An 18,713-nucleotide genomic window follows, 5' to 3' on the forward strand; every position below is an offset into this window, starting at 1 on the left:
ACTCGACAGACACCGCAGGCCCGTGAGGGGAGCCGCACCATGCGCGCAGCCGTACTGCACGAGATCGGCCAGGACAAACTCGAAGTACTCGACGACGTCGAGGCGGTGGGCTTCGGCCCCGGCAAGGTGAGGCTTCGCATCCGCGCCACCGGGCTGTGCCACTCGGACGTCTCCGCGATGAGCGGGGTGCTGCCGCAGCCCGCCCCCTTCATCCCCGGCCACGAGGGCGCCGGCGAGGTCGTCGACGTCGGTGACGGGGTGACCGGGCTGAGCGCGGGGGACCGGGTGCTGGTCTGCTGGCTGCCCGCCTGCGGCACCTGTCCGGCCTGCAGGCGCGGCCAGACCCACCTGTGCCTGGCCGGTTTCATGAACGCGGGCACCCCCAACTTCAAGCGCCCGGGCGGAGACGTCTTCGGCTTCGCGGGAACCGGTACCTTCACCGAGGAGGTCGTCGTCGGCGCGGGCTGCGCGGTGCCGATCCCCGACGACGTGCCGTTCGAGATCGCCGCGCTGATCGGCTGCGGGGTCACCACCGGCCTCGGCGCCGCCATCAATACCGCGCAGGTGCAAGCCGGTTCGTCGGTCGCCGTGATCGGCTGCGGCGGCGTGGGCATCTCCACCATCCAGGGCGCCCGGGTGCAGGGCGCCGCCCAGATCGTCGCCGTCGACCCGGTGGCCTCCAGGCGCGAGGCGGCGCTGCGGTTCGGCGCGACCGAGGCCGTCTCGCCCGACGAGTTCGCCGACGCCAAGCAGCGGATCACCGCGGGCGAGGGCTTCGACTACGTCTTCGAGGTCGTCGGCAAGTCCGCCACGGCCCGCACCGCCTACGAACAGACCCGGCGCGGCGGCACCCTCTGCATCGTCGGCGCGGGCGCCATGGACGACAACTTCCAGGTCAACATGTTCGAGCTGTTCTTCGACGAGAAGCGGATCCTGCCCTCCATGTACGGAGGCGGGGACGTGCTCCGGTCGTACGAGCGGGCCATCGCGCTCTGGCGGGCCGGCCGCATCGACCTCGAGTCGATGATCACCCACCGGGTCCGGCTCGACGGCATCAACGACGCCCTCGACCAGATGCGGACCGGTGAGTCGCTGCGTACCTGCATCGAACTCTGAACCACCGCCCGCCTACCCGAGAGGACCCCGAGAACCGATGTCACTTCCCCTGGACGGACTCTCCGCGATCGTCACCGGAGCGGGCCGCGGACTGGGACGGGCCGAAGCGCTGGAACTGGCGCGGCTCGGCGCTGCCGTCGTCGTCAACGACTACGGGCAGACCGGCCGCGACGGTTCGGGCGAGGCGTCCGCCGCTCCCGCCGAGGAGGTCGCGGAGGAGATCCGCGCCGCCGGCGGCCGGGCGGTCGCCCATCTCGGCGACGTCTCCGACCATGAGCAGGCCCGCGCGCTGGTAGCGCTGGCTGTCGAGACATATGGCCGGCTCGACATCCTGGTCAACAACGCGGGCATCCTGCGCGACCGGATGATCTTCTCGATGACCGAGGACGAGTGGGACTCGGTCCTACGGGTCCATCTCAAGGGCCACTTCAACACCACGCGCTTCGCCGCCGCCCACTGGCGGTCGAGGTCCAAGGAGTCCGGCGGCCCGGTCTACGGCCGGATCGTCAACACCTCGTCGGAGGCCTTTCTGGCCGGCTCCGCGGGCCAGCCCAACTATGCGGCGGCCAAGGGCGGCATCGTCGGGCTGACCACGTCCACCGCGCTGGCCCTGGCCAAGTACGGCGTCACCGCCAACGTCATCTGCCCGCGCGCCCGGACCCGGATGACCGAGGACGTCTTCGCGGGCTTCCAGGAACCGCAGGACGGGCGGCTCGACGCGCTCGCACCGGAGCACGTCTCGCCGCTCGTCGGCTATCTGGCCTCACCGGCGGCCGCCAGGGTCAACGGACAACTGCTCGTGGTACACGGCGGCATGGTCGCGATCGTCGAACGCCCCAGGGTGGCGGCGAAGTTCGACGCGGCGAAGGAGACGTTCTCCTTCGACGAGCTGGACGAGCTGCTGTCCCCGTACTACGAGGACCGCCCGCCGAACGAGACGTTCGCGGCGGCGGAGGTGCTGGGTCTCAAGCGCGGCTGACGACTGCCCCGGCGCGCATTTCTGCTGGAGACAGAGGAGGGCCCCCGCAGCCGGCCGGCTGCGGGGGCCCTCCTCTCCCTCGTATCTCGGTCGTCGGACTTCCCGGGCGGTCAGGCCGCCCTGCTGCCACTTTCCAAGGGGCGGCGGTGGCGTCCCTGCGGCTGTGCCGCCGAGTCGTCCGTTGCCACACCCCCTCGGTGCTTTCCGGAGCCGCCGGCTTCGGCCCGTTGCGCGTCCGCCCCCGGCGGACGCGTCTGGGTCGTGTCGGATCGCGCCTCAGACATCTGGGTATTCACCCCGTTGTGATCGCTTGCGTGTGGTCTCCGGGGTCCCCGCACCGCCGCTCGGGATCGTTCACCTACGGCGACCGCGGTGCGCGATTGCGTGAGGTCCCCGGCTCAACTCTAGTCAGGTGCCGTACGTCCCACGAGAGGCGCCTGCCCCAGGGGAACGGGTTTGCACACAGAAGGAGGTGCGACGGTGGCGGAAGGTTGCGTACTGCTTTCGGAGCAGCTCGACGGGGCCGCGTCCACGGCCGGTTCCGCGTCGGCGGGGGCCGTCAGGAACGCCACCGCGCAGGCCGTGTCCCCGTTCGCGTACGGCAGTTTGAGCACGCCGTCGTGCGACCAGACCCCGCTGCCGGCCAGCCAGCCCTCGGGCACGGCGAGCTGGTGCAGCCGACGGCCCGAAGGGCGCCAGATCCCCACCCAGCTGCCCGCGGCCCCGTCGATCCGCAGGGCCACCGCGCAGCTCTCCGGCATCAGCATCTGCCCCGGCTGCACCGCGAACGGCGTCAGCGCCGCATCCGGCAGCCGCAGGCACTCCGGGAAACGGACCGGCAGACAGCTGCCCAGCACCCCCCAGCCGAGCCGGTCGTGCCCCGGCGCGTCGGAACGGATCAGCAGCAGACCGCTGTCCGGATCGGCGAGCAGCAGCCGGTCGTTGCTCTCCGGTGCGATCTGGAGCAGGGGGGTCATCTCGGCCCCGCGCCCCAGGTCCACCGCGACCGCCTTCACCGGGCCGCCGCCCGCGGGCTCCCGGTCCAGGGCCAGCAGCCGGCCGGCCCGGTCCAGCCAGACCCCGCCGGAACAGCGCCCCGGCAGGTCCGCGAGGTGTTCCGGGCCGAACGCGCCCCCCGACACCATCCAGAGTCCGGTGGAGTACGCGCCGGCCGACAGGGCGTACACGCTGACGCCGTCCGGTGACGGCGGCAGCAGCGTCATGCCGGCGCATTCGACGGCGCCCAGCGGGAGTTCACCGGTGCCGGGACCGGTCGGGTAGAGCAGCGAGAAGGCGTACCGGCCGGCGACCCGCCGCCCGATCAGCACCCGGCCGTCGGCGAGCGGCAGCACCTGCGAGCCGGGCTCCTCGGGCTGGTCCAGCGGGAGCGGTACCGCATACGGCTCGGGGCCGTCCAGCGTCCAGCGCTCCGCGTACCAGGCGGCGGGGGACCCCGCTTCCGTCGCGCCGGTGTGGTCACGGGCGGCGGTGAGCCGGGCCGCGTAGGCGCCGTCGGCGGTGAGCGTGAAGGGCGGCAGGACCGTTTCTCCCAGGGCCAGGGCCGGGGCCGGGGCCGGGGGCGGGGCCGGGGGCGGGGCCGGGGGCGGGACCGGGGCCGGGCCCACCGGCTCCGGCGGACCGGCGCCTCCGGCCGGGTCCGGTACCTCGGCGGCCCCGTCCGTCTCGTCGGCCTCCGGCTCCGTGGCCTCCTCGGCCCCGTCCGTCTCGTCGGCCTCCGGCTCCGTGGCCTCCTCGGCCCCCTCCGGCTCGTCGGACTCCGGCTCCACCGCTCCGCCGGTTCCGGCCGCCGCCTCGGCGGCCCCGTCCTCGATCGCACAGGCAGTCATCGCCTCGTCACCTCCGGCAACCGAAGCTAGTTTTCGTACGGGCTGCCGAACAATACGAGCCGCACCACTTCACACATAAGGGTGGCGATGCCCGGATTCGCCTGAGCGTGCGGGGGTGGTTGTGCTCTGCTGAGCGAAGGTGGCTAAGGTAAGGCATTCCTAAGTGTTACCTGTGTGACCCTCGACTGGAGCAAGTGATGTCCCTTCGTCGCCGCGGCACCGCCGCAGTCGGCCTGGCCGTAGTGGCCGCCCTGTCCCTTTCCGCCTGCGGGAGCGACGACGGAGCGTCCGGCAAGTCCGAGGCGGGCGGCGACAAGAAGGCCGCGGTCGCCACGGGCGGCAAGGACTTCGGCGACGCGGCGAAGAAGACCGCGGAGTACGGCACCGACGCCCCGGCGGGCACGTACCCCCGCACCCTCACGCACGCCATGGGCAAGACGGAGCTCAAGGCCGCCCCGAAGCGGGTCGTCGTGCTCGACGTCGGCGAGTTCGACAACGTCGTCTCGCTGGGCGTGAAGCCGGTGGGCTACGCCCCCTCGGAGGGCGACGCGGCGATCCCGTCCTACCTGGAGAAGGAAGCGGGCGAGCCCAAGAACGTCGGCACGATCAACAACCTCAACCTCGAGGCGATCGCCGCGCTCAAGCCGGACCTGATCCTCGGCAGCCAGCTGCGCGCCGCGGACAAGTACGACGAGCTGTCCAAGATCGCGCCGACGGTGTTCTCCATCCGCCCGGGCTTCACCTGGAAGGAGAACTACCTCCTGAACGCCGCAGCGCTCGACAAGACCGCCAAGGCGAAGTCGGCGCTGGGTGCCTATGAGGCGAACGCCAAGAAGCTCGGCGAGGACATCGGTCCGAAGAAGCCGACCATCTCGATGGTCCGTTACCTGCCGGACAAGATCCGCCTCTACGCCAAGGCCTCGTTCATCGGCACGATCCTCGACGACGCCGGCCTGCCGCGGCCCAAGAACCAGCAGATCAACGACCTGGCCGCGGAGATCAGCCCGGAGAAGATCGACGAGGCGGACGCCGACTGGATCTTCACGGGTGTGTACGGCGACGTGAAGGCCACCAAGCGCGACACCACCCAGGCCAACCCGCTGTGGAAGAACCTGAAGGCCGTCAAGGAGGGCCGGGCCAAGAACGTCTCCGACGAGACCTGGTACCTCGGCCTCGGCGTCACGGCCGCGAACCTGGTCCTCGACGACCTGCGGGCGGACCTCGTGAAGTAGTTCCCCGGCCCCGACGGCGCCGCCGCGCGGGCGGGAACGCGTCCGGGCGTAACGATTGATGACCGGCAGGCGGCCCAGGACCACGGGTCCGACCGGCCATGGGATGCGGGGCACGGAGGCCAGGTAGCCTTTCCTTCGTGCCCCGTCTGTCTGAAGTCATCGCCGAGCTCGACGCCCTGTGGCCGCCCGCGCGGGCCGAGGGATGGGACGCGGTCGGCACCGTCTGCGGTGATCCGGACGCCGAGGTCGGCCGGGTGCTCTTCGCCGTCGACCCCGTACAGGAGATCGCGGACGAGGCGGTCAGGCTCGGCGCCCAGCTGATCGTCACCCACCACCCGCTCTATCTGCGCGGTACGACGACGGTGGCGGCCGGCACCTTCAAGGGCCGGGTCGTGCACACCCTCATCAAGCACGACGTCGCGCTGCACGTCGCCCACACCAACGCGGACTCCGCGGACCCCGGCGTCTCCGACGCCCTGGCCGGCGCCCTCGACCTGCGCGTCGAGCGGCCCCTCGTCCCGGACCCCACGGACCCCGCGGGCCGCCGCGGCCTCGGCAGGATCTGCGCACTCGACCACCCCGAGACCCTCCGCGCGTTCGCCGCCCGCGCCGCCGCCCGGCTGCCCGCCACCGCACAGGGCATCCGCCTCGCCGGCGACCCGGAGTCCCTCGTGCGGACCGTCGCGGTGAGCGGCGGATCGGGCGACAGCCTCTTCGACGCCGTACGCGCCGCGGGGGTGGACGCCTTCCTCACCGCGGACCTGCGCCACCACCCGGCCTCCGAGGCCGTCCAGCACTCGTCGCTCGGCCTCGTCGATGCCGCACACTGGGCCACCGAGTGGCCGTGGTGCGAGCAGGCCGCGGCACAGCTCGACGCGATTTCCGACCGCCACGGATGGGACCTGCGGGTCCACGTCTCGAAGCAGGTCACCGACCCCTGGACCACCCACCACTCTTCTGGAGCCCCCAACTGAACGCCGCGCCCGCCGACCAGATCCGACTCCTCGACGTCCAGGCCCTCGACCAGCGTCTCTCGCAGCTTGCGCACCGGCGCAACTCCCTGCCCGAGCACGCCGAGATCGAGTCGCTCACGGCCGACCTCGCCCAGCTCCGTGACCTCCTCGTCGCCTCGACGACCGAGGAGAGCGACACCGCCCGCGAGCAGACCAAGGCGGAGCACGACGTCGACCAGGTGCGCCAGCGCGCCGCCCGCGACCAGCAGCGCCTGGACTCCGGCGCGGTCACCTCGCCCAAGGACCTGGAGAGCCTCCAGCGCGAGATCGTCTCCCTCGCCAAGCGCCAGGGCGACCTGGAGGACGTCGTCCTCGAGGTCATGGAGCGCCGCGAGTCCGCCCAGGAGCGGGTCACCGAGCTGACCGACCGGGTCTCCGCCGTGCAGGCCAAAGTCGACGACGCCACCGCCCGCCGGGACGCCGCGACCCAGGAGATCGACGCGGAGACCGCGACGGTCACCAAGGAGCGCGAGGTCGTCGCCGGTTCCGTCCCCGCGGACCTGCTCAAGCTGTACGACAAGCTCCGCGCCCAGCAGGGCGGGGTGGGCGCCGCCCGCCTCTACCAGCGCCGCTGCGAGGGCTGCCGTCTCGAGCTCAACATCACCGAGGTCAACGACGTGAAGGCCGCGTCCCCCGACACGGTGCTGCGCTGCGAGAACTGCCACCGCATCCTGGTCCGCACCGCGGACTCGGGCCTGTAATGACGCGGCCGCGCCGGTTCGTCGTCGAGGCCGACGGCGGCTCCCGGGGCAACCCGGGGCCCGCCGGCTACGGCGCGGTCGTCATCGACCCGGCGACGGGGGAGACCCTGGCCGAGGCCGCCGAGTACATCGGCGTCGCGACGAACAACGTCGCCGAGTACAAGGGCCTCATCGCCGGGCTCCGCGCCGTGCGCGCGCTGATGCCGGACGGACCGGCGGACGACGGACCCCAAGTCCGCGTCCGGATGGACTCCAAGCTGGTCGTGGAACAGATGTCGGGCCGCTGGAAGATCAAGCATCCCGGGATGAAGCCGCTCGCGGCCGAGGCGGCGGGCATCCTGCCGGCCTCCGCCGTCACGTACGAGTGGATCCCGCGCGAGCAGAACAAGCACGCGGACCGGCTCGCCAACGAGGCGATGGACGCGGGCAGGCGCGGCAGGCAGTGGGAACCGTCGTCCTCGGCGGCGGACCTCGACACGCCGCGATCCTCGGCGGCGGACCTCGACACGCCGCGATCCTCGGCGGCGGACCTCGATACCCCTCGCTCATCGGTGGCGGATCCCGGCGCCCCGCGACCCTCGGCGGCGGGCCCCCGTACCCCGCGATCCTCCGTGGCCGCCGCCCTGCCGCCGGTCTCCGGACCACCCGGTGACGCGGCCGCCGGTGCGGCCAGGGCCAGGGCGGCGCTGAACCGCCCCGCTCCGGCCACCCCGTCCGCCACGGCAGCCCCGGCCACCCCGCAGGTCGGCTGGGGCGCCGCCCCGGACCTCGGCGAACCCGCCACGTTCCTGCTGCTCCGCCACGGCGAGACCGCCCTCACCCCGGAGAAGCGGTTCTCCGGCAGCGGGGGCACCGACCCCGAGCTCTCGGCCGTCGGCCGCGGGCAGGCCCAGCGCGCCGCCGAGGCCTTCGCCGCCCGGGGGACGGTGCAGGAGATCGTCAGCTCGCCGCTGCGCCGCTGCCGCGAGACGGCTGCCGCGGTCGCGGCCCGGCTGGGCCTGGAGGTCCGGATCGAGGAAGGGCTGCGCGAGACGGACTTCGGCGCCTGGGAAGGGCTGACGTTCGGCGAGGTCAGGGAGCGCTACGGCGCCGATCTGGACGCCTGGCTCGCCTCCGCGAAGGCGGCCCCCACCGGAGGCGGCGAGAGCTTCGCCGAGGTCGCCCGCCGCGTTGCCGCCGCCCGCGACCGCCTCGTCACCCGCTACGCCGGCCGAACGGTCCTCGTCGTCACGCACGTCACGCCCATCAAGACCCTGGTCCGGCTGGCCCTGGGCGCACCCCCGGAGTCGCTGTTCCGGATGGAACTCTCGGCGGCCTCCGTATCGACCGTGGCCTATTACGCGGACGGCAACGCCTCCGTACGGCTGCTCAACGACACGTCCCACCTGCGGTAAGGCGCCAAGGCCCTTCGCCGGGACAGCACTCGGCCCCATCGGCGGGGGGAGTCCGATGGGGCCGAGGCGATTCCGGCAGGCCGGGGGATTGCCTGCCGGAACCCGGGGATCCCGGAGTCCGGGTCACGTACCTCAGGTCTCGTGCCCAGGTCGCCGGGTCACGTACCTACAGGTCTCGTGCCCCGCTTGCCGGGGAGTATGCAGAGGAAAGCGGGACGGTTCGCCGCCACGCCTTCTCAGCCGCTGCCTTCTCAGCCGCGCAGGGCCGCGGCCTCGGCGGCCAGCCGCTCCACCCGGGGCCAGTCCCGGTCCGCCACCGCGTCGCCGGGGAGCATCCAACTGCCGCCCACGCAGCCGACGTTCGGCAGGGCCAGGTAGGAGGGTGCCGAGGCGAGCGAGATGCCGCCGGTCGGGCAGAACCTGGCCTGGGGGAGCGGGGCGGAGAGGGCCTTCAGATACGCCGTGCCGCCCGCCGCCTCGGCCGGGAAGAACTTCATCTCGGTGACCCCGCGCTCCAGCAGCGCGACCACCTCGGACGTCGTCGAGACGCCCGGCAGGAAGGGCAACCCGGACGCCTTCATCGCGTCCAGGAGCGTGTCCGTCCAGCCGGGACTCACCAGGAACCGGGCGCCGGCGGCCACCGTGTCGGAGACGTTCCGCGCCGAGATCACCGTGCCGGCGCCGACCACCGCGTCCGGAACCTCCGCCGCGATCGCCTTGATCGCGTCCAGCGCGGCGGCCGTCCGCAGCGTCACCTCGATCGCCGGGAGCCCGCCCGCGACCAGGGCCCGGGCGAGCGGCACCGCGTCACCGGCGTCCTCCAGGACGACGACGGGCACGACGGGCGCAAGGTCCAGCACGGAAGGGGAGGTCATGTCCTCATCCTGCCCCGCAAGCCGCACCCCACGCAATGAGCGTTGCGCAGGGCGCAACGACCTATGGCCGGCTCAGTGGATCTCGGTCACCACCACATCGAGCTCCCACGTCCGCCCGGGCCGTGCGGGCGCCTCGGCCTCCACCACGTACCCCAGATCCCGCAAAGCCGTCACCAGCTCCGCCGGACCCTTCGGCCGGGCCCCCGCCCGCAGCAGATCGCGGACCATCCGCCCCTTCGTCGCCTTGTTGAAGTGGCTGACCACCGACCGCTTCTCCACGCCGTCCACCAGCTGGGAGTGCAGCACGCGCACGCTCGCCGTGCGCTCCGCCACCTCGCCCTTCGGCTTCCACGCCGCGGTGTACGCGGACGACCGCAGGTCCAGTACCAGCCCGTCACCCGCCGCCTCCGGCATGACCTCCGCCATTGGCGCGCGCCAGAACGCGCCCAGGGCGCCTAGCCCCGGCAGCTTCACCCCCATCGAGCAGCGGTACGGCGGAATGCGGTCGCCCACCCGCACCGCGCCCCACAGCCCGGAGAAGACCAGCAGCGACTTCCCGGCCCGGCGGCGGGCGGCCGTGTCCAGGGAGGCCAGGTCCAGCGCGTCGTACAGCACCCCGGTGTAGAGCTCACCGGCCGGACGCGCACCCGCGGTCCGCAGCTCGACGTTCTTCGCGACCTCGCCGCGCAGCCCCTCGCTGAGCCCCAGCACCACGCGGGCCTTCTCCTCGTCCGCCGCGCACAGCTCCACCAGCCCGTCCAGCACGGCGGCCCGCGCCCCCGCCAGCCCCGGCAGCGAAAGCGACTCGGGCTTCAGGGGTGCTCCGCGCCCCGAGGCGGCCTTTCCTTCGGAGGGCGGCAACAGCACGAGCACGGCGGTTCTCCTTCGTACGTACGGAAAAAGGGGGGCCGCTCTCGGCACGGCAGCGGCTCACCACCCTCTCGCCAGCGTACGGGTCACCGCCGGCCGCCCTCCCCGCCACCTGGGATGCCACCCGCCCCGCCCCGCCATACGCTCGGTCCATGCCCCGCCGCCATCTCCGCATGACCGGCCCAGCCGACACCCCGCTGCGGGCGGCCCTGAGCGCGCTGCGCACCGAGCTCGCGCTCCCCGACGACTTCCCGGCCGACGTGCTCGCCGAGGCGGCCGACGCGGCGCGGAACCCGGTGCTCTCCGGCCATGAGGACGCCACGGATCTGCCGTTCCTCACCATTGACCCGCCCGCCTCCACGGACCTCGACCAGGCGATGCACCTGGAACGCCGGCCCGGCGGCTACCGCGTGCACTACGCGATCGCCGACGTCGCCGCCTTCGTCCGCCCCGGCGGCGCGCTCGACACCGCGGCCCACCGGCGGGTGAACACCCTCTACTTCCCCGACGGCAAGGTGCCGCTCCACCCCGCGTCGCTCTCCGAGGGCGCCGCCAGCCTCCTGCCGGGCGAGACCCGCCCCGCCGTGCTCTGGCAGATCGACCTCGATGCCGAAGGCCGCGCCGTCTCCACCCGGGTGCGCCGGGCCCTCGTCCGCAGCCGCGCCAAACTCGACTACGCGACCGTGCAGCGGCAGATCGACGCCGGCACCGCCGAGACGTCCCTCGCCCTGCTCAAGGACATCGGCACCCTGCGCGAGCAGCAGGAGATCGCCCGCGGCGGCATCTCCCTCGACGTGCCCGAGCAGGAGATCATCGCGCGCGACGGCACGTACGGCCTCGAATACCGCGCCCCGCTCCCCGCCGACGGCTGGAACGCCCAGATCTCACTGCTCACCGGCATGGCCGCGGCCCGGCTGATGAAGGAATCCGGCACCGGCATCCTGCGTACGCTCCCGGTCGCCCCCGACGGCGCGGTGGCCCGCCTGCGCCGCTCGGCCGAGGCCCTGCACATCGACTGGCCGCACCACGTCCCGTACGCACAGGTCGTCCGCTCCCTCGACTCGAAGCGGACCAACCACGCGGCGTTCCTCCAGGAGTGCACCACGCTGCTGCGCGGCGCCGGCTACACGGTCTTCGAGAACGGCGAGCTGCCCACCCCGGCCGTGCACGCCGCGGTCGCCGACCTCTACACGCACTGCACCGCACCGCTGCGCCGCCTCGTCGACCGGTACGCCTGCGAACTCTGCGTCGCGGCCGCCGCGGACCGCGACCCGCCCGAGTGGGCCCTGACCGCACTCCCCGCCCTGCCCAAGGAGATGGCGGACGGGTCCCGGCGCGCCAACACGGTGGAGCGCGAGTGCGTCGACCTCGTGGAGGCCGCGCTGCTCAAGGACCGGGTCGGTACGGTCTTCGACGCGTACGTGGTGGACGTGAAGGAGCAGAACCCGACCACCGGCACCATCCACATCGACGACCCGGCCATCGTCGCCCGCATCGAGGGCGGCACCACCGCACTCCCCTTGGGGCAGCGGCTACGCGTCCGGCTCACCCAAGCGGACCCGGGGTCATCGAAGGTGCTGTTCGCCCCGGCGTGAGCGCGGCCACGACGGCGCGCGGATCATCGGCGTGAAACCGGACGGCGAGCGTCTGCCCGCGCCCACCGAGCGGCCGCACGAAGCCCAGCGGCGCGGTCAGCCGGACGGTCACCGTCGTCTGTCCGCCGACTGCGAGATCGAGCACCCCGTCCGCGCCGAGCTGGAGCAACCGGCCCTGGGGAAGCCGCCGTTCGACCCGCACGGCGGCGATCGCGGCAGCCGGTATCCGTAGATCGAACAAAGCCCCGTAACGAACGCGCAGCGACCCGTCCGGACCCACGACGTGCGGGCGGGTCACGCAGGCGGCGTGCAGGGCGAGCACCAGCAGGACCCCGTACACGTCCAGCACGAGCAGAAGCCCGTGCACGACCGGCCACGGGATCAGCAGGGCCAGCATCACCGTCTCCACCACCGAGACGAAGACCAGGCCGTACATCATGGCCGTCTGCGGTCCGGTGTACGGGACGGACAGCGCGCCCTCCGGCACGCCGTGGCGCCGCCGCAGTATCCACAGCGCCAGGCTGTGCAGGGCCCGCAGCTCGTGCACGACCAGCCGCCGCGCCGCCACCGGCACCACGGTCCGCAGTGCCGCAGCCGTCGCCGCCCGCCGCCTCGCACCCTCCCGGCGCGCTGTGCGCCAGAGCCGCCCCAGGACGACGGCCTCCAGGAAGAACGCCAGCAGGACCGCCGCCTCGGCGCCGGCCAGCACCGTGCCAGGTATGCGTACGCCGGCCACCAGGCACACCACCACGGCCAACTCGGCAGGCAGCACGGCCGCGGCCACTAACCGCGCACCCCTCACCCCTGTCATCACCGCGCCCTCCCCCTCATCCGTTCCGTCAGCGCCACCATCACCCGGCGCACCACCTCGGCCTGTGCGGGCGGATAGTCGGCGAGCAGAGCCTCCCCGAACCCCACCCTCGCCGGCCCGTCCTCAGGGATCGCGGCCAGCACCTCGTGGGGCACGAGGGCAGCCATCCGGACGGCCAGTGGCGCGATACGCGGATCGTCCACAGGCGCCGCCTCCAGCGCGTCCAGCTCCTCGTACAGCACGAGCACCGCCGGATCACCGGCCAGCTTCTGCAGCACGGCGTAGACCTCGCTGCCGCCGCCCGCCGTGTCCAGCAGTGCCAGATGTTCCCGGTCCTTGGCGGCGGCGGGGGAGCCGCCGACGGGCGCGGCGGCCAGCAGCTCGGCCAGGGCGGGCGACACGGGCCCGGCATCGGTGAGCGGCACCTCGAGCAATTGCGCCAGCCGCAGCCGCCGCTCCCGGACCTCCCGCTCCTGCCGCGCCAGATCGGCGTCCAGCTCACGCAGTACGTCCCCGAGCGGACGCCCGGCATCAGCGGCGAGCACCTTCCGCACCCCGTCGAGGCCGATCCCCAACTCGGTCAGCCGACGGATCCGGGCCAGCAGTACGGCGTCGCGCACGCTGTAGGAGCGGTAACCGTTGGCCCGGCGGGCGGGCTCGGCCAGCAGGCCGATCTGGTGGTAGTGCCGCACGGCCCTGGGGGTGAGCCCGACGAGCGCGGCGATCTCTCCGATGCGCATGAGGCCAGTAGAAACCCTGACGCTGCGGCAAGGTCAAGACGAGGCGCGACGTGCCCCCGGTCCCCGCCGCTTCCTCTCATCTCGTACGATCGCGCCTTCGGCCCCACACCCCGAGCTGGCAGGAAGAGGTGGACCGGGATGACCGATCCCGCGGCCCGGCCGGCAACCGACCGCGCCCGCCAGATCCTTGGCGCGGCGCGCACCCTGCTGGAGCGGGAGGGCCCGGACGCCCTCACGATGCGCCGCCTCGCCGGGGCCGTGGGCATCACGGCGCCCTCGCTCTACAAGCACTTCCCGGACAAGTCGTCCGTGGTCAACGCACTGGCGGACGCGATGCTCAGGGAGACCGCCGGAGTGCTCCGCGCGGCCGAGTCCGCGGACCCCGGCTCCTTCTCCGCCCTGGCCACCGCCTACCGCACCCACGCCCTGGCTCACCCCCACCTCTACCGCCTCACCACCGGCCGGCCCCTTCCGCAGGACCTGGAGGAGCATGCCGCGGCCCCACTCCTCCGCGCCCTGGCCGGCGACGAGGGGCGCGCCAGGGCGGCCTGGGCCTTCGCCCACGGCATGGTCGTGATGGAGCTCAACGGCCGCTTCCCCACGGACTCCGACGTCGCGGAGGCGTGGGCGGCGGGCATCGCGGCCTTCGCCCCGGTCGGCCTCTGACAACGGCGAGCGGTCCTGTGCCACGATCGGAGAAACATCCCCATCTCACGGACGGCGGATTCCCCGATGTCCCACGCTGGCGAGCGACCGAGGAAGGGGCGTGACATGTCTGCCATGCCGCACGAACCGCTCTCGCAGGGAGAAGTCCTGCTTGAGGGCTTCCTGGCGCTGGACACGCCGGAGGGCTTCCGGGCCGAGCTGATCGAGGGGGAGATCGTCGTGACGCCGCCGCCGGACGGAGATCATGAGGACTACATCAGTGTGATCATGAAACAGGTGATCAGGCAGGCGCGGACCGATATGGATTTTTCCGGGAACAAGGGCCTGAAACTACGCAGCGGCGGGGGGTGTCCCAAGAACCACGTCATCCCCGACGGCACCTTCGCCCCCACCGAACTGCGTCTGTACCGCGGAGCGGATCCCTGGATGCCGTGCGAGGGAGTGGCCCTGGTCGTCGAGGTCGCCTCGTCCAAGCCGGCCGCCGACCGCACGAGCAAGCGGCCCCGCTACGCCCGGGGACCCGTCCCCCTCTACCTTCTGGTCGACCGAGAGCAGTCATCGGTGACGTTGTTCAGCGATCCGCAGGGGGATGACTACCGCCAGCACTGCACGATTCCGTTCGGCAAGCCGATCCGCCTCCCGGCCCCCTTCGCGTTCGATCTGGAGACCGCGGCGTTCCTCTGAGCCGTCCACCCGCCCTGTCGGGCCCGCCGAGCCCGGGCGGGTAGCATGGGCCTACGGCAGACGAGCCGGGCGGACGGCCGCGTGAGGATCTTCGGACCCTCCCGAGGAACGTCCGGGCTCCACAGGGCAGGGTGATGGCTAACGGCCACCCGGGGTGACTCGCGGGACAGTGCCACAGAAAACAGACCGCCTGGGACTTCGGTCCCCGGTAAGGGTGAAACGGTGGTGTAAGAGACCACCAGCGCCTGAGGCGACTCAGGCGGCTAGGTAAACCCCACCCGGAGCAAGGTCAAGAGGGGCCGTCGCAAGACGGCTCTGCGCGAACGTTCGAGGGCGGCCCGCCCGAGTTCGCGGGTAGACCGCACGAGACCGGCAGCAATGCCGGTCCTAGATGGATGGCCGTCTCCCCGGCCGCCGCGAGGCGACCGGGCGACAGAACCCGGCGTACAGCCCGACTCGTCTGCCGCCACCTGCGGTTATGCCTGGGAAAGGGCCTCCGACCTGCGTCGGAGGCCCTTTCCGTTCGTTGCGGAGGGGGCCGGGCTATCCTCCGCACATGGGCGGACAGTTCGGCGGCTGGCCGGAGCAGGCCATGGATGTGCTGGCGCGGCTCCAGGGTGAACCGGCCAGGGAGACCAGGGAGCGGTGCCGGGCGGATCGTGAACGGCTGGTGCGGCAGCCGATGATCGATCTGCTCAATGACGTCGCGGACGCCGACGCCCGGTACGAGGACTTCTCAGTCTGGCACTACCGGACCAACTCGTGGTGGTGGCAGAACCAGGGCGCGGTGATCCGGCTCGGGCGCAAGGTCGAGATCGGACTCCGGTTCTCCCTGGAGGGCCTGCGGATCCAGGGGGCCTGGTGGTATCCCGACCGGGGCCAGGTCGACGCGTACCGCAGAGCCGTTGCCGCCGAGGGCAGCGGCCGGGAGCTCTCCGCCCTCGTCGACGCCGTGCGGAACAAGGGCTACGAGATCTCCGGGGACCTGATGAAACGCCCTCCGCGCGGCTACCCGGCGGACCACGCTCGCGCGGACCTGCTCGGCCACCGCTCGCTGATCGCCGCCCGCTCCTTCGGTGACGGGGAGTGGCTGCACACCCCCGAAGCGGTCGAGCGGGTCCTCGCGGCCGCCGCCGACCTGGACCCCCTGCTGACGTGGCTCGCCCGCCATGTCACGCGTACTCCGTGATCGGACAGGGCGGACGCGGTCGGGCCCATCGGCAGCGATGCGTCCGATTTCGGCCGTTGATCGCTGCTCCCCGGAGTTGGCTCCCGGCCTTGTGATCCCCGTCACCGGTTGCCGACGGTGCAGACGGTGTGTCACTTCGGTGCTGTACAAACGTTCCGCGTGCCCGACCGGGGTCGTGGCGGCGGGGGTGCCTGCTGGGTGTGTCGCGCCGCTGCACCTCGGCGCGTTCCTGGGACTGGCGGCGTTCTCCGGCCGCTACCAGCGACAACGGCCCGTACCGACCGCCGATGCCGTCGGATCCTTGCAACTGACGTTTCCAGGGGGAGCCTTGAACACCCGTACCGCAATCGCCGTCCTCACCGCCGCCGCCGCGCTTGTGCTCACCGGCTGCTCCGAAGACACCCCGGCGCTGTCCTACGGCGACACGGCGAAGAAGGACAACCTCGAGGTCAGCGTGGAGCGCGTGGACACCGGGACCTCCGGCGACCTGTCCTTGCTCCAGGATGCCTCCCGTTACCAGGGCCGCACGCCGTACTACGTCCACTACCGGGTGGCCAAGACCGGGACCGGGAGCGTGGATGGACCCTCCTTCGATCTCACGGCGGACGGCGACCTGCTGACGCGGCTGGACATCATGAGCGCCTTCCCGGAGCCGGTCGTGGGCGACGACGGGCAGCTCACCTACAAGGACGGGCCCAAGTTCGACAAGTGCCTCGACGAGCACGACTCCAAGAAGTTCGAGGAGGCAGCGGCGGGCGAGAGCTACGAAGCGTGCTCCGTCTACCTCTCCGAGGCGGGCTCCGGCGCTGCGCCCGAAAAGGTCGAGTGGGTCAAGGGCGGCCTGCTGCGACGCAGCGACGACAAGGCGTTCGCCGTATGGAAGTAGCTCGCCGGCCCTTGCGCCTCGCGGTGCTGTCGCGCGAGCCGTAGCCGGCACGGGCGAGGCGGGCGGCAGGCAGAAGCGTGGCCGGGCGGACGTAGTTGACTGTGCGGGCGCGGGCGTCGAAAAATGTCCCGCCCCGCACCCAGACACCAGGACGGCAGACATGCGGATCAACGACGACGACACCCTTCTGTTCATCGGTGACTCCATCACCGACGCGGGCCGCGACCGGGCCGACCCCGCCTCGCTCGGTCACGGATACGTCCACGAGATCGCGCGGACCCTGCGCGAGCGGGCGCACGACGGACCGGGGCCCCGGGTCATCAACCGGGGGATCGGCGGCGATCGCATCTACGATCTGGAATCCCGCTGGGCCGCCGATGTCATCGGCCACCGGCCCACCGTGGTCACCGTCAAGATCGGCATCAACGACACCTGGCGGTACCACGACAGCGGACTCCCCAGCCCGGTCCGGGAGTTCGAGGCCTGCCTCGACCGGCTGCTCGCGGACACGGCCCGGCGGCTCTCCGCACGGCTGGTCGTCATCACGCCCTTCCTGCTCCCGGTCACCCCGCACCAGGAAGGCTGGTTCGACGACCTGTCGCCCCGTACCGACGCCGTCCTGCGGGTCGCCGCGGACCACGGGGCCCAGCTCGTCCGCGCCGATCTCCTCCTGCCCCGCGCGGCGCAGGACCGGCCGGCGGCAGAGCTGGCCCCGGACGGCGTCCACCCGACGCCGCTCGGCCACCGGCTGATCGCCGACGCCTGGCTCGCCGCGGTCGGTGTCGGTGCCTCCGCGCCGCAGCCGAAGCGGTAGCCGCCCGTAGGACCCGGGTCAGGCATGGCTCAGGACGTGCCGCCCGGGTCAGGCATGGCTCAGGACGTTGACGACCCGCCCGTTCGGATCGCGTACGAAGAAGCGGCGCACGCCCCACTCCTCGTCGGCCGGGCCGTACACGATCTCCGCGCCGCTGCGGACCACCGCCGCGTGGACCGCGTCCACGTCCTCCACCTCCACGCTCAGGTCCGGGGTGACGGGGCCGGTCCGGTCGGTGGTCATGATGCTGACCTGGGCCGTGGGATGGGAGGGCGAGGCGAGCGTCATGATCCAGCCCTGGTTCATGACCTCCTCGAAGCCCAGGAGCCCGTAGAAGGCGGCGTTGGCCCGCATCGCTGCGGGGGCGGCCCCGGATTCGTCGACCGTGCCGGTGGGAATGTTCGGGACTACGCGGCGGACGGACATCGGCGGGCTCCTGTCGGTGAGGGACGCTGAGCCATCGAGCGTACGAGGCGGGTCATCTCTCACGTACGGACGCCGCCGAACGCGGACCGTACGGTCTGGTTCTGGGGGTCGCGAGGCGGCCGCGGGAGGTCAGTCGGACGTTCCGGCCTGGCTCGGTACGGTTTCGAGGCCGCGGAGCAGACGCTCACCGCGATCTTCGGCCATATCCAGCGTGGCCAGAACGGCCGGCGTCGAGATGCTCGGCAGCACGTAATGCAGCAGGACCGAGATGCGCCGGCCGAGGTCCTCGCGGTTGGACAGGACCTGGGACATCACCTGGATGCCCGAGAAGGAACCCGCCAGCATCTCGGCGGCCTCGCCCGGATCGACGTGGGGCAGCAGCTCGCCCTGGCCCTTGGCGGCCACCAGGATGCTCTCGAGCCGGTCTATCCAGCCGCGGAAGGGCGTGCCGCGGTCGAGGCCCTCCACGGCCTGGTCCATGGCCAGGCCCACGCTGGCCCGCACCAGCGGCTCATGGCGCAGCCGGTGGGCGAGGAGCATGCCCTGGTCCACCAGTTCCTGGAGCTTCGTCAGCTGGGGCGGCAGCGGATCGCTGTCCAGCTGTATGTCCATCACCCCGAGCGCGAGGTCTTCCTTCGAGGCGAAGTGGAAGTACAGCGCGCCCTTGGTGGCCCCCGCGCGCGCCAGGATCTCGCTGATGGTGGCGCTGCTGTAGCCGCGCTCGTCGAACACGTCGGCGGCCGCCACCAGGATCGACCGGCGGGTCTGGATCGCGCGCGCCTGCTGTGCCATCAGCTTCTCTCTAAAGGTGGCGTGGTTGGCGCCACAGGGGGTTGGCTGGAAAGGAAAACCGGGCTGTCAGTATCTTACTGCGG

19 protein-coding genes and 1 other RNA gene are annotated in these 18,713 nt (G+C 72.3%); 13 read left to right on the forward strand and 7 right to left on the reverse strand.

What is annotated here, in order from left to right:
- The first annotated feature begins 39 nt into the window (after positions 1-39).
- Positions 40-1,116 (forward strand): Zn-dependent alcohol dehydrogenase, encoded by a 1,077-nt coding sequence (locus tag ABTX18_RS06980; RefSeq protein ID WP_352121690.1) that lies wholly within the window; start codon positions 40-42, stop codon positions 1,114-1,116.
- Between the two features lie 37 nt (positions 1,117-1,153).
- Positions 1,154-2,095 carry a 3-oxoacyl-ACP reductase gene (locus ABTX18_RS06985; RefSeq protein ID WP_352121691.1) on the forward strand — a complete coding sequence of 314 codons (942 nt, stop codon included), beginning with the start codon at positions 1,154-1,156 and terminating at the stop codon, positions 2,093-2,095.
- Positions 2,096-2,499: 404 nt separating this feature from the next.
- Here ABTX18_RS06985 and ABTX18_RS06990 read toward each other — a convergent pair whose 3' ends face one another.
- Positions 2,500-3,942 carry a hypothetical protein gene (locus tag ABTX18_RS06990; protein WP_352121692.1) on the reverse strand — a complete coding sequence of 481 codons (1,443 nt, stop codon included), beginning with the start codon at positions 3,940-3,942 and terminating at the stop codon, positions 2,500-2,502.
- Positions 3,943-4,139: 197 nt separating this feature from the next.
- Between ABTX18_RS06990 and ABTX18_RS06995 the strand changes: the two genes are divergently transcribed.
- The 4 genes from ABTX18_RS06995 to ABTX18_RS07010 all read left to right on the forward strand — a co-directional run bounded on the left by ABTX18_RS06995 (position 4,140) and on the right by ABTX18_RS07010 (position 8,282).
- The gene (locus tag ABTX18_RS06995; protein ID WP_352121693.1) at positions 4,140-5,174 is read left to right on the forward strand and encodes an ABC transporter substrate-binding protein; all 1,035 of its coding nucleotides are present in this window, start codon (positions 4,140-4,142) and stop codon (positions 5,172-5,174) included.
- Between the two features lie 137 nt (positions 5,175-5,311).
- Positions 5,312-6,148 carry a Nif3-like dinuclear metal center hexameric protein gene (locus ABTX18_RS07000; protein ID WP_352121694.1) on the forward strand — a complete coding sequence of 279 codons (837 nt, stop codon included), beginning with the start codon at positions 5,312-5,314 and terminating at the stop codon, positions 6,146-6,148.
- Positions 6,145-6,888, forward strand: coding sequence for a zinc ribbon domain-containing protein (locus tag ABTX18_RS07005; protein ID WP_352121864.1), 744 nt, complete (start codon positions 6,145-6,147; stop codon positions 6,886-6,888). The genes ABTX18_RS07000 and ABTX18_RS07005 overlap by 4 nt, the downstream gene beginning before the upstream one ends.
- Positions 6,888-8,282 carry a bifunctional RNase H/acid phosphatase gene (locus ABTX18_RS07010; RefSeq protein WP_352121695.1) on the forward strand — a complete coding sequence of 465 codons (1,395 nt, stop codon included), beginning with the start codon at positions 6,888-6,890 and terminating at the stop codon, positions 8,280-8,282. The genes ABTX18_RS07005 and ABTX18_RS07010 overlap by 1 nt, the downstream gene beginning before the upstream one ends.
- Before the next feature lie 251 nt (positions 8,283-8,533).
- Here the strand turns inward: ABTX18_RS07010 and eda are convergent, their stop codons facing one another.
- Positions 8,534-9,157, reverse strand: coding sequence for a bifunctional 4-hydroxy-2-oxoglutarate aldolase/2-dehydro-3-deoxy-phosphogluconate aldolase (eda, locus tag ABTX18_RS07015; protein WP_352121696.1), 624 nt, complete (start codon positions 9,155-9,157; stop codon positions 8,534-8,536).
- A gap of 72 nt (positions 9,158-9,229) precedes the next feature.
- Positions 9,230-10,030, reverse strand: coding sequence for a peroxide stress protein YaaA (gene yaaA / locus ABTX18_RS07020; protein WP_352121697.1), 801 nt, complete (start codon positions 10,028-10,030; stop codon positions 9,230-9,232).
- Between the two features lie 170 nt (positions 10,031-10,200).
- Between yaaA and ABTX18_RS07025 the strand changes: the two genes are divergently transcribed.
- Positions 10,201-11,622, forward strand: coding sequence for an RNB domain-containing ribonuclease (locus ABTX18_RS07025; RefSeq protein ID WP_352121698.1), 1,422 nt, complete (start codon positions 10,201-10,203; stop codon positions 11,620-11,622).
- Here ABTX18_RS07025 and ABTX18_RS07030 read toward each other — a convergent pair.
- Together ABTX18_RS07030 and ABTX18_RS07035 are read right to left on the reverse strand one after the other, a co-directional pair.
- Positions 11,573-12,433, reverse strand: coding sequence for a hypothetical protein (locus tag ABTX18_RS07030; RefSeq protein ID WP_352121699.1), 861 nt, complete (start codon positions 12,431-12,433; stop codon positions 11,573-11,575). The genes ABTX18_RS07025 and ABTX18_RS07030 overlap by 50 nt on opposite strands.
- Positions 12,433-13,173: a MerR family transcriptional regulator gene (locus ABTX18_RS07035; protein WP_352121700.1), complete on the reverse strand. Its 741-nt coding sequence runs from the start codon at positions 13,171-13,173 to the stop codon at positions 12,433-12,435. The genes ABTX18_RS07030 and ABTX18_RS07035 overlap by 1 nt, the downstream gene beginning before the upstream one ends.
- Before the next feature lie 138 nt (positions 13,174-13,311).
- Here ABTX18_RS07035 and ABTX18_RS07040 point away from each other — a divergent pair, with 138 nt between their 5' ends.
- From ABTX18_RS07040 to ABTX18_RS07065, 6 genes are all read left to right on the forward strand, one after another.
- Positions 13,312-13,839 carry a TetR/AcrR family transcriptional regulator gene (locus ABTX18_RS07040; protein ID WP_352121701.1) on the forward strand — a complete coding sequence of 176 codons (528 nt, stop codon included), beginning with the start codon at positions 13,312-13,314 and terminating at the stop codon, positions 13,837-13,839.
- A 114-nt stretch (positions 13,840-13,953) separates the two neighbouring features.
- Positions 13,954-14,523, forward strand: coding sequence for a Uma2 family endonuclease (locus ABTX18_RS07045; RefSeq protein WP_352121865.1), 570 nt, complete (start codon positions 13,954-13,956; stop codon positions 14,521-14,523).
- 61 nt (positions 14,524-14,584) lie between these two features.
- Positions 14,585-14,986, forward strand: an RNA gene (gene rnpB / locus ABTX18_RS07050) — RNase P RNA component class A.
- A gap of 93 nt (positions 14,987-15,079) precedes the next feature.
- Positions 15,080-15,712 (forward strand): DUF2461 family protein, encoded by a 633-nt coding sequence (locus ABTX18_RS07055; protein ID WP_352121702.1) that lies wholly within the window; start codon positions 15,080-15,082, stop codon positions 15,710-15,712.
- A gap of 328 nt (positions 15,713-16,040) precedes the next feature.
- Positions 16,041-16,598, forward strand: coding sequence for a hypothetical protein (locus ABTX18_RS07060; protein ID WP_352121703.1), 558 nt, complete (start codon positions 16,041-16,043; stop codon positions 16,596-16,598).
- Positions 16,599-16,758: 160 nt separating this feature from the next.
- Positions 16,759-17,412 carry an SGNH/GDSL hydrolase family protein gene (locus tag ABTX18_RS07065; protein ID WP_352121704.1) on the forward strand — a complete coding sequence of 218 codons (654 nt, stop codon included), beginning with the start codon at positions 16,759-16,761 and terminating at the stop codon, positions 17,410-17,412.
- A 48-nt stretch (positions 17,413-17,460) separates the two neighbouring features.
- On the opposite strand, the gene ABTX18_RS07070 is transcribed toward ABTX18_RS07065, so the two are convergent.
- Together ABTX18_RS07070 and ABTX18_RS07075 are read right to left on the reverse strand one after the other, a co-directional pair.
- The gene (locus tag ABTX18_RS07070) at positions 17,461-17,838 is read right to left on the reverse strand and encodes a VOC family protein (RefSeq protein WP_352121705.1); all 378 of its coding nucleotides are present in this window, start codon (positions 17,836-17,838) and stop codon (positions 17,461-17,463) included.
- Positions 17,839-17,967: 129 nt separating this feature from the next.
- Positions 17,968-18,630: a ScbR family autoregulator-binding transcription factor gene (locus ABTX18_RS07075; RefSeq protein WP_352121706.1), complete on the reverse strand. Its 663-nt coding sequence runs from the start codon at positions 18,628-18,630 to the stop codon at positions 17,968-17,970.
- Positions 18,631-18,713 lie beyond the last annotated feature (83 nt).

The organism is Streptomyces sp. NPDC096323 (genome assembly GCF_040302845.1).
GTDB lineage: Bacteria > Actinomycetota > Actinomycetes > Streptomycetales > Streptomycetaceae > Streptomyces.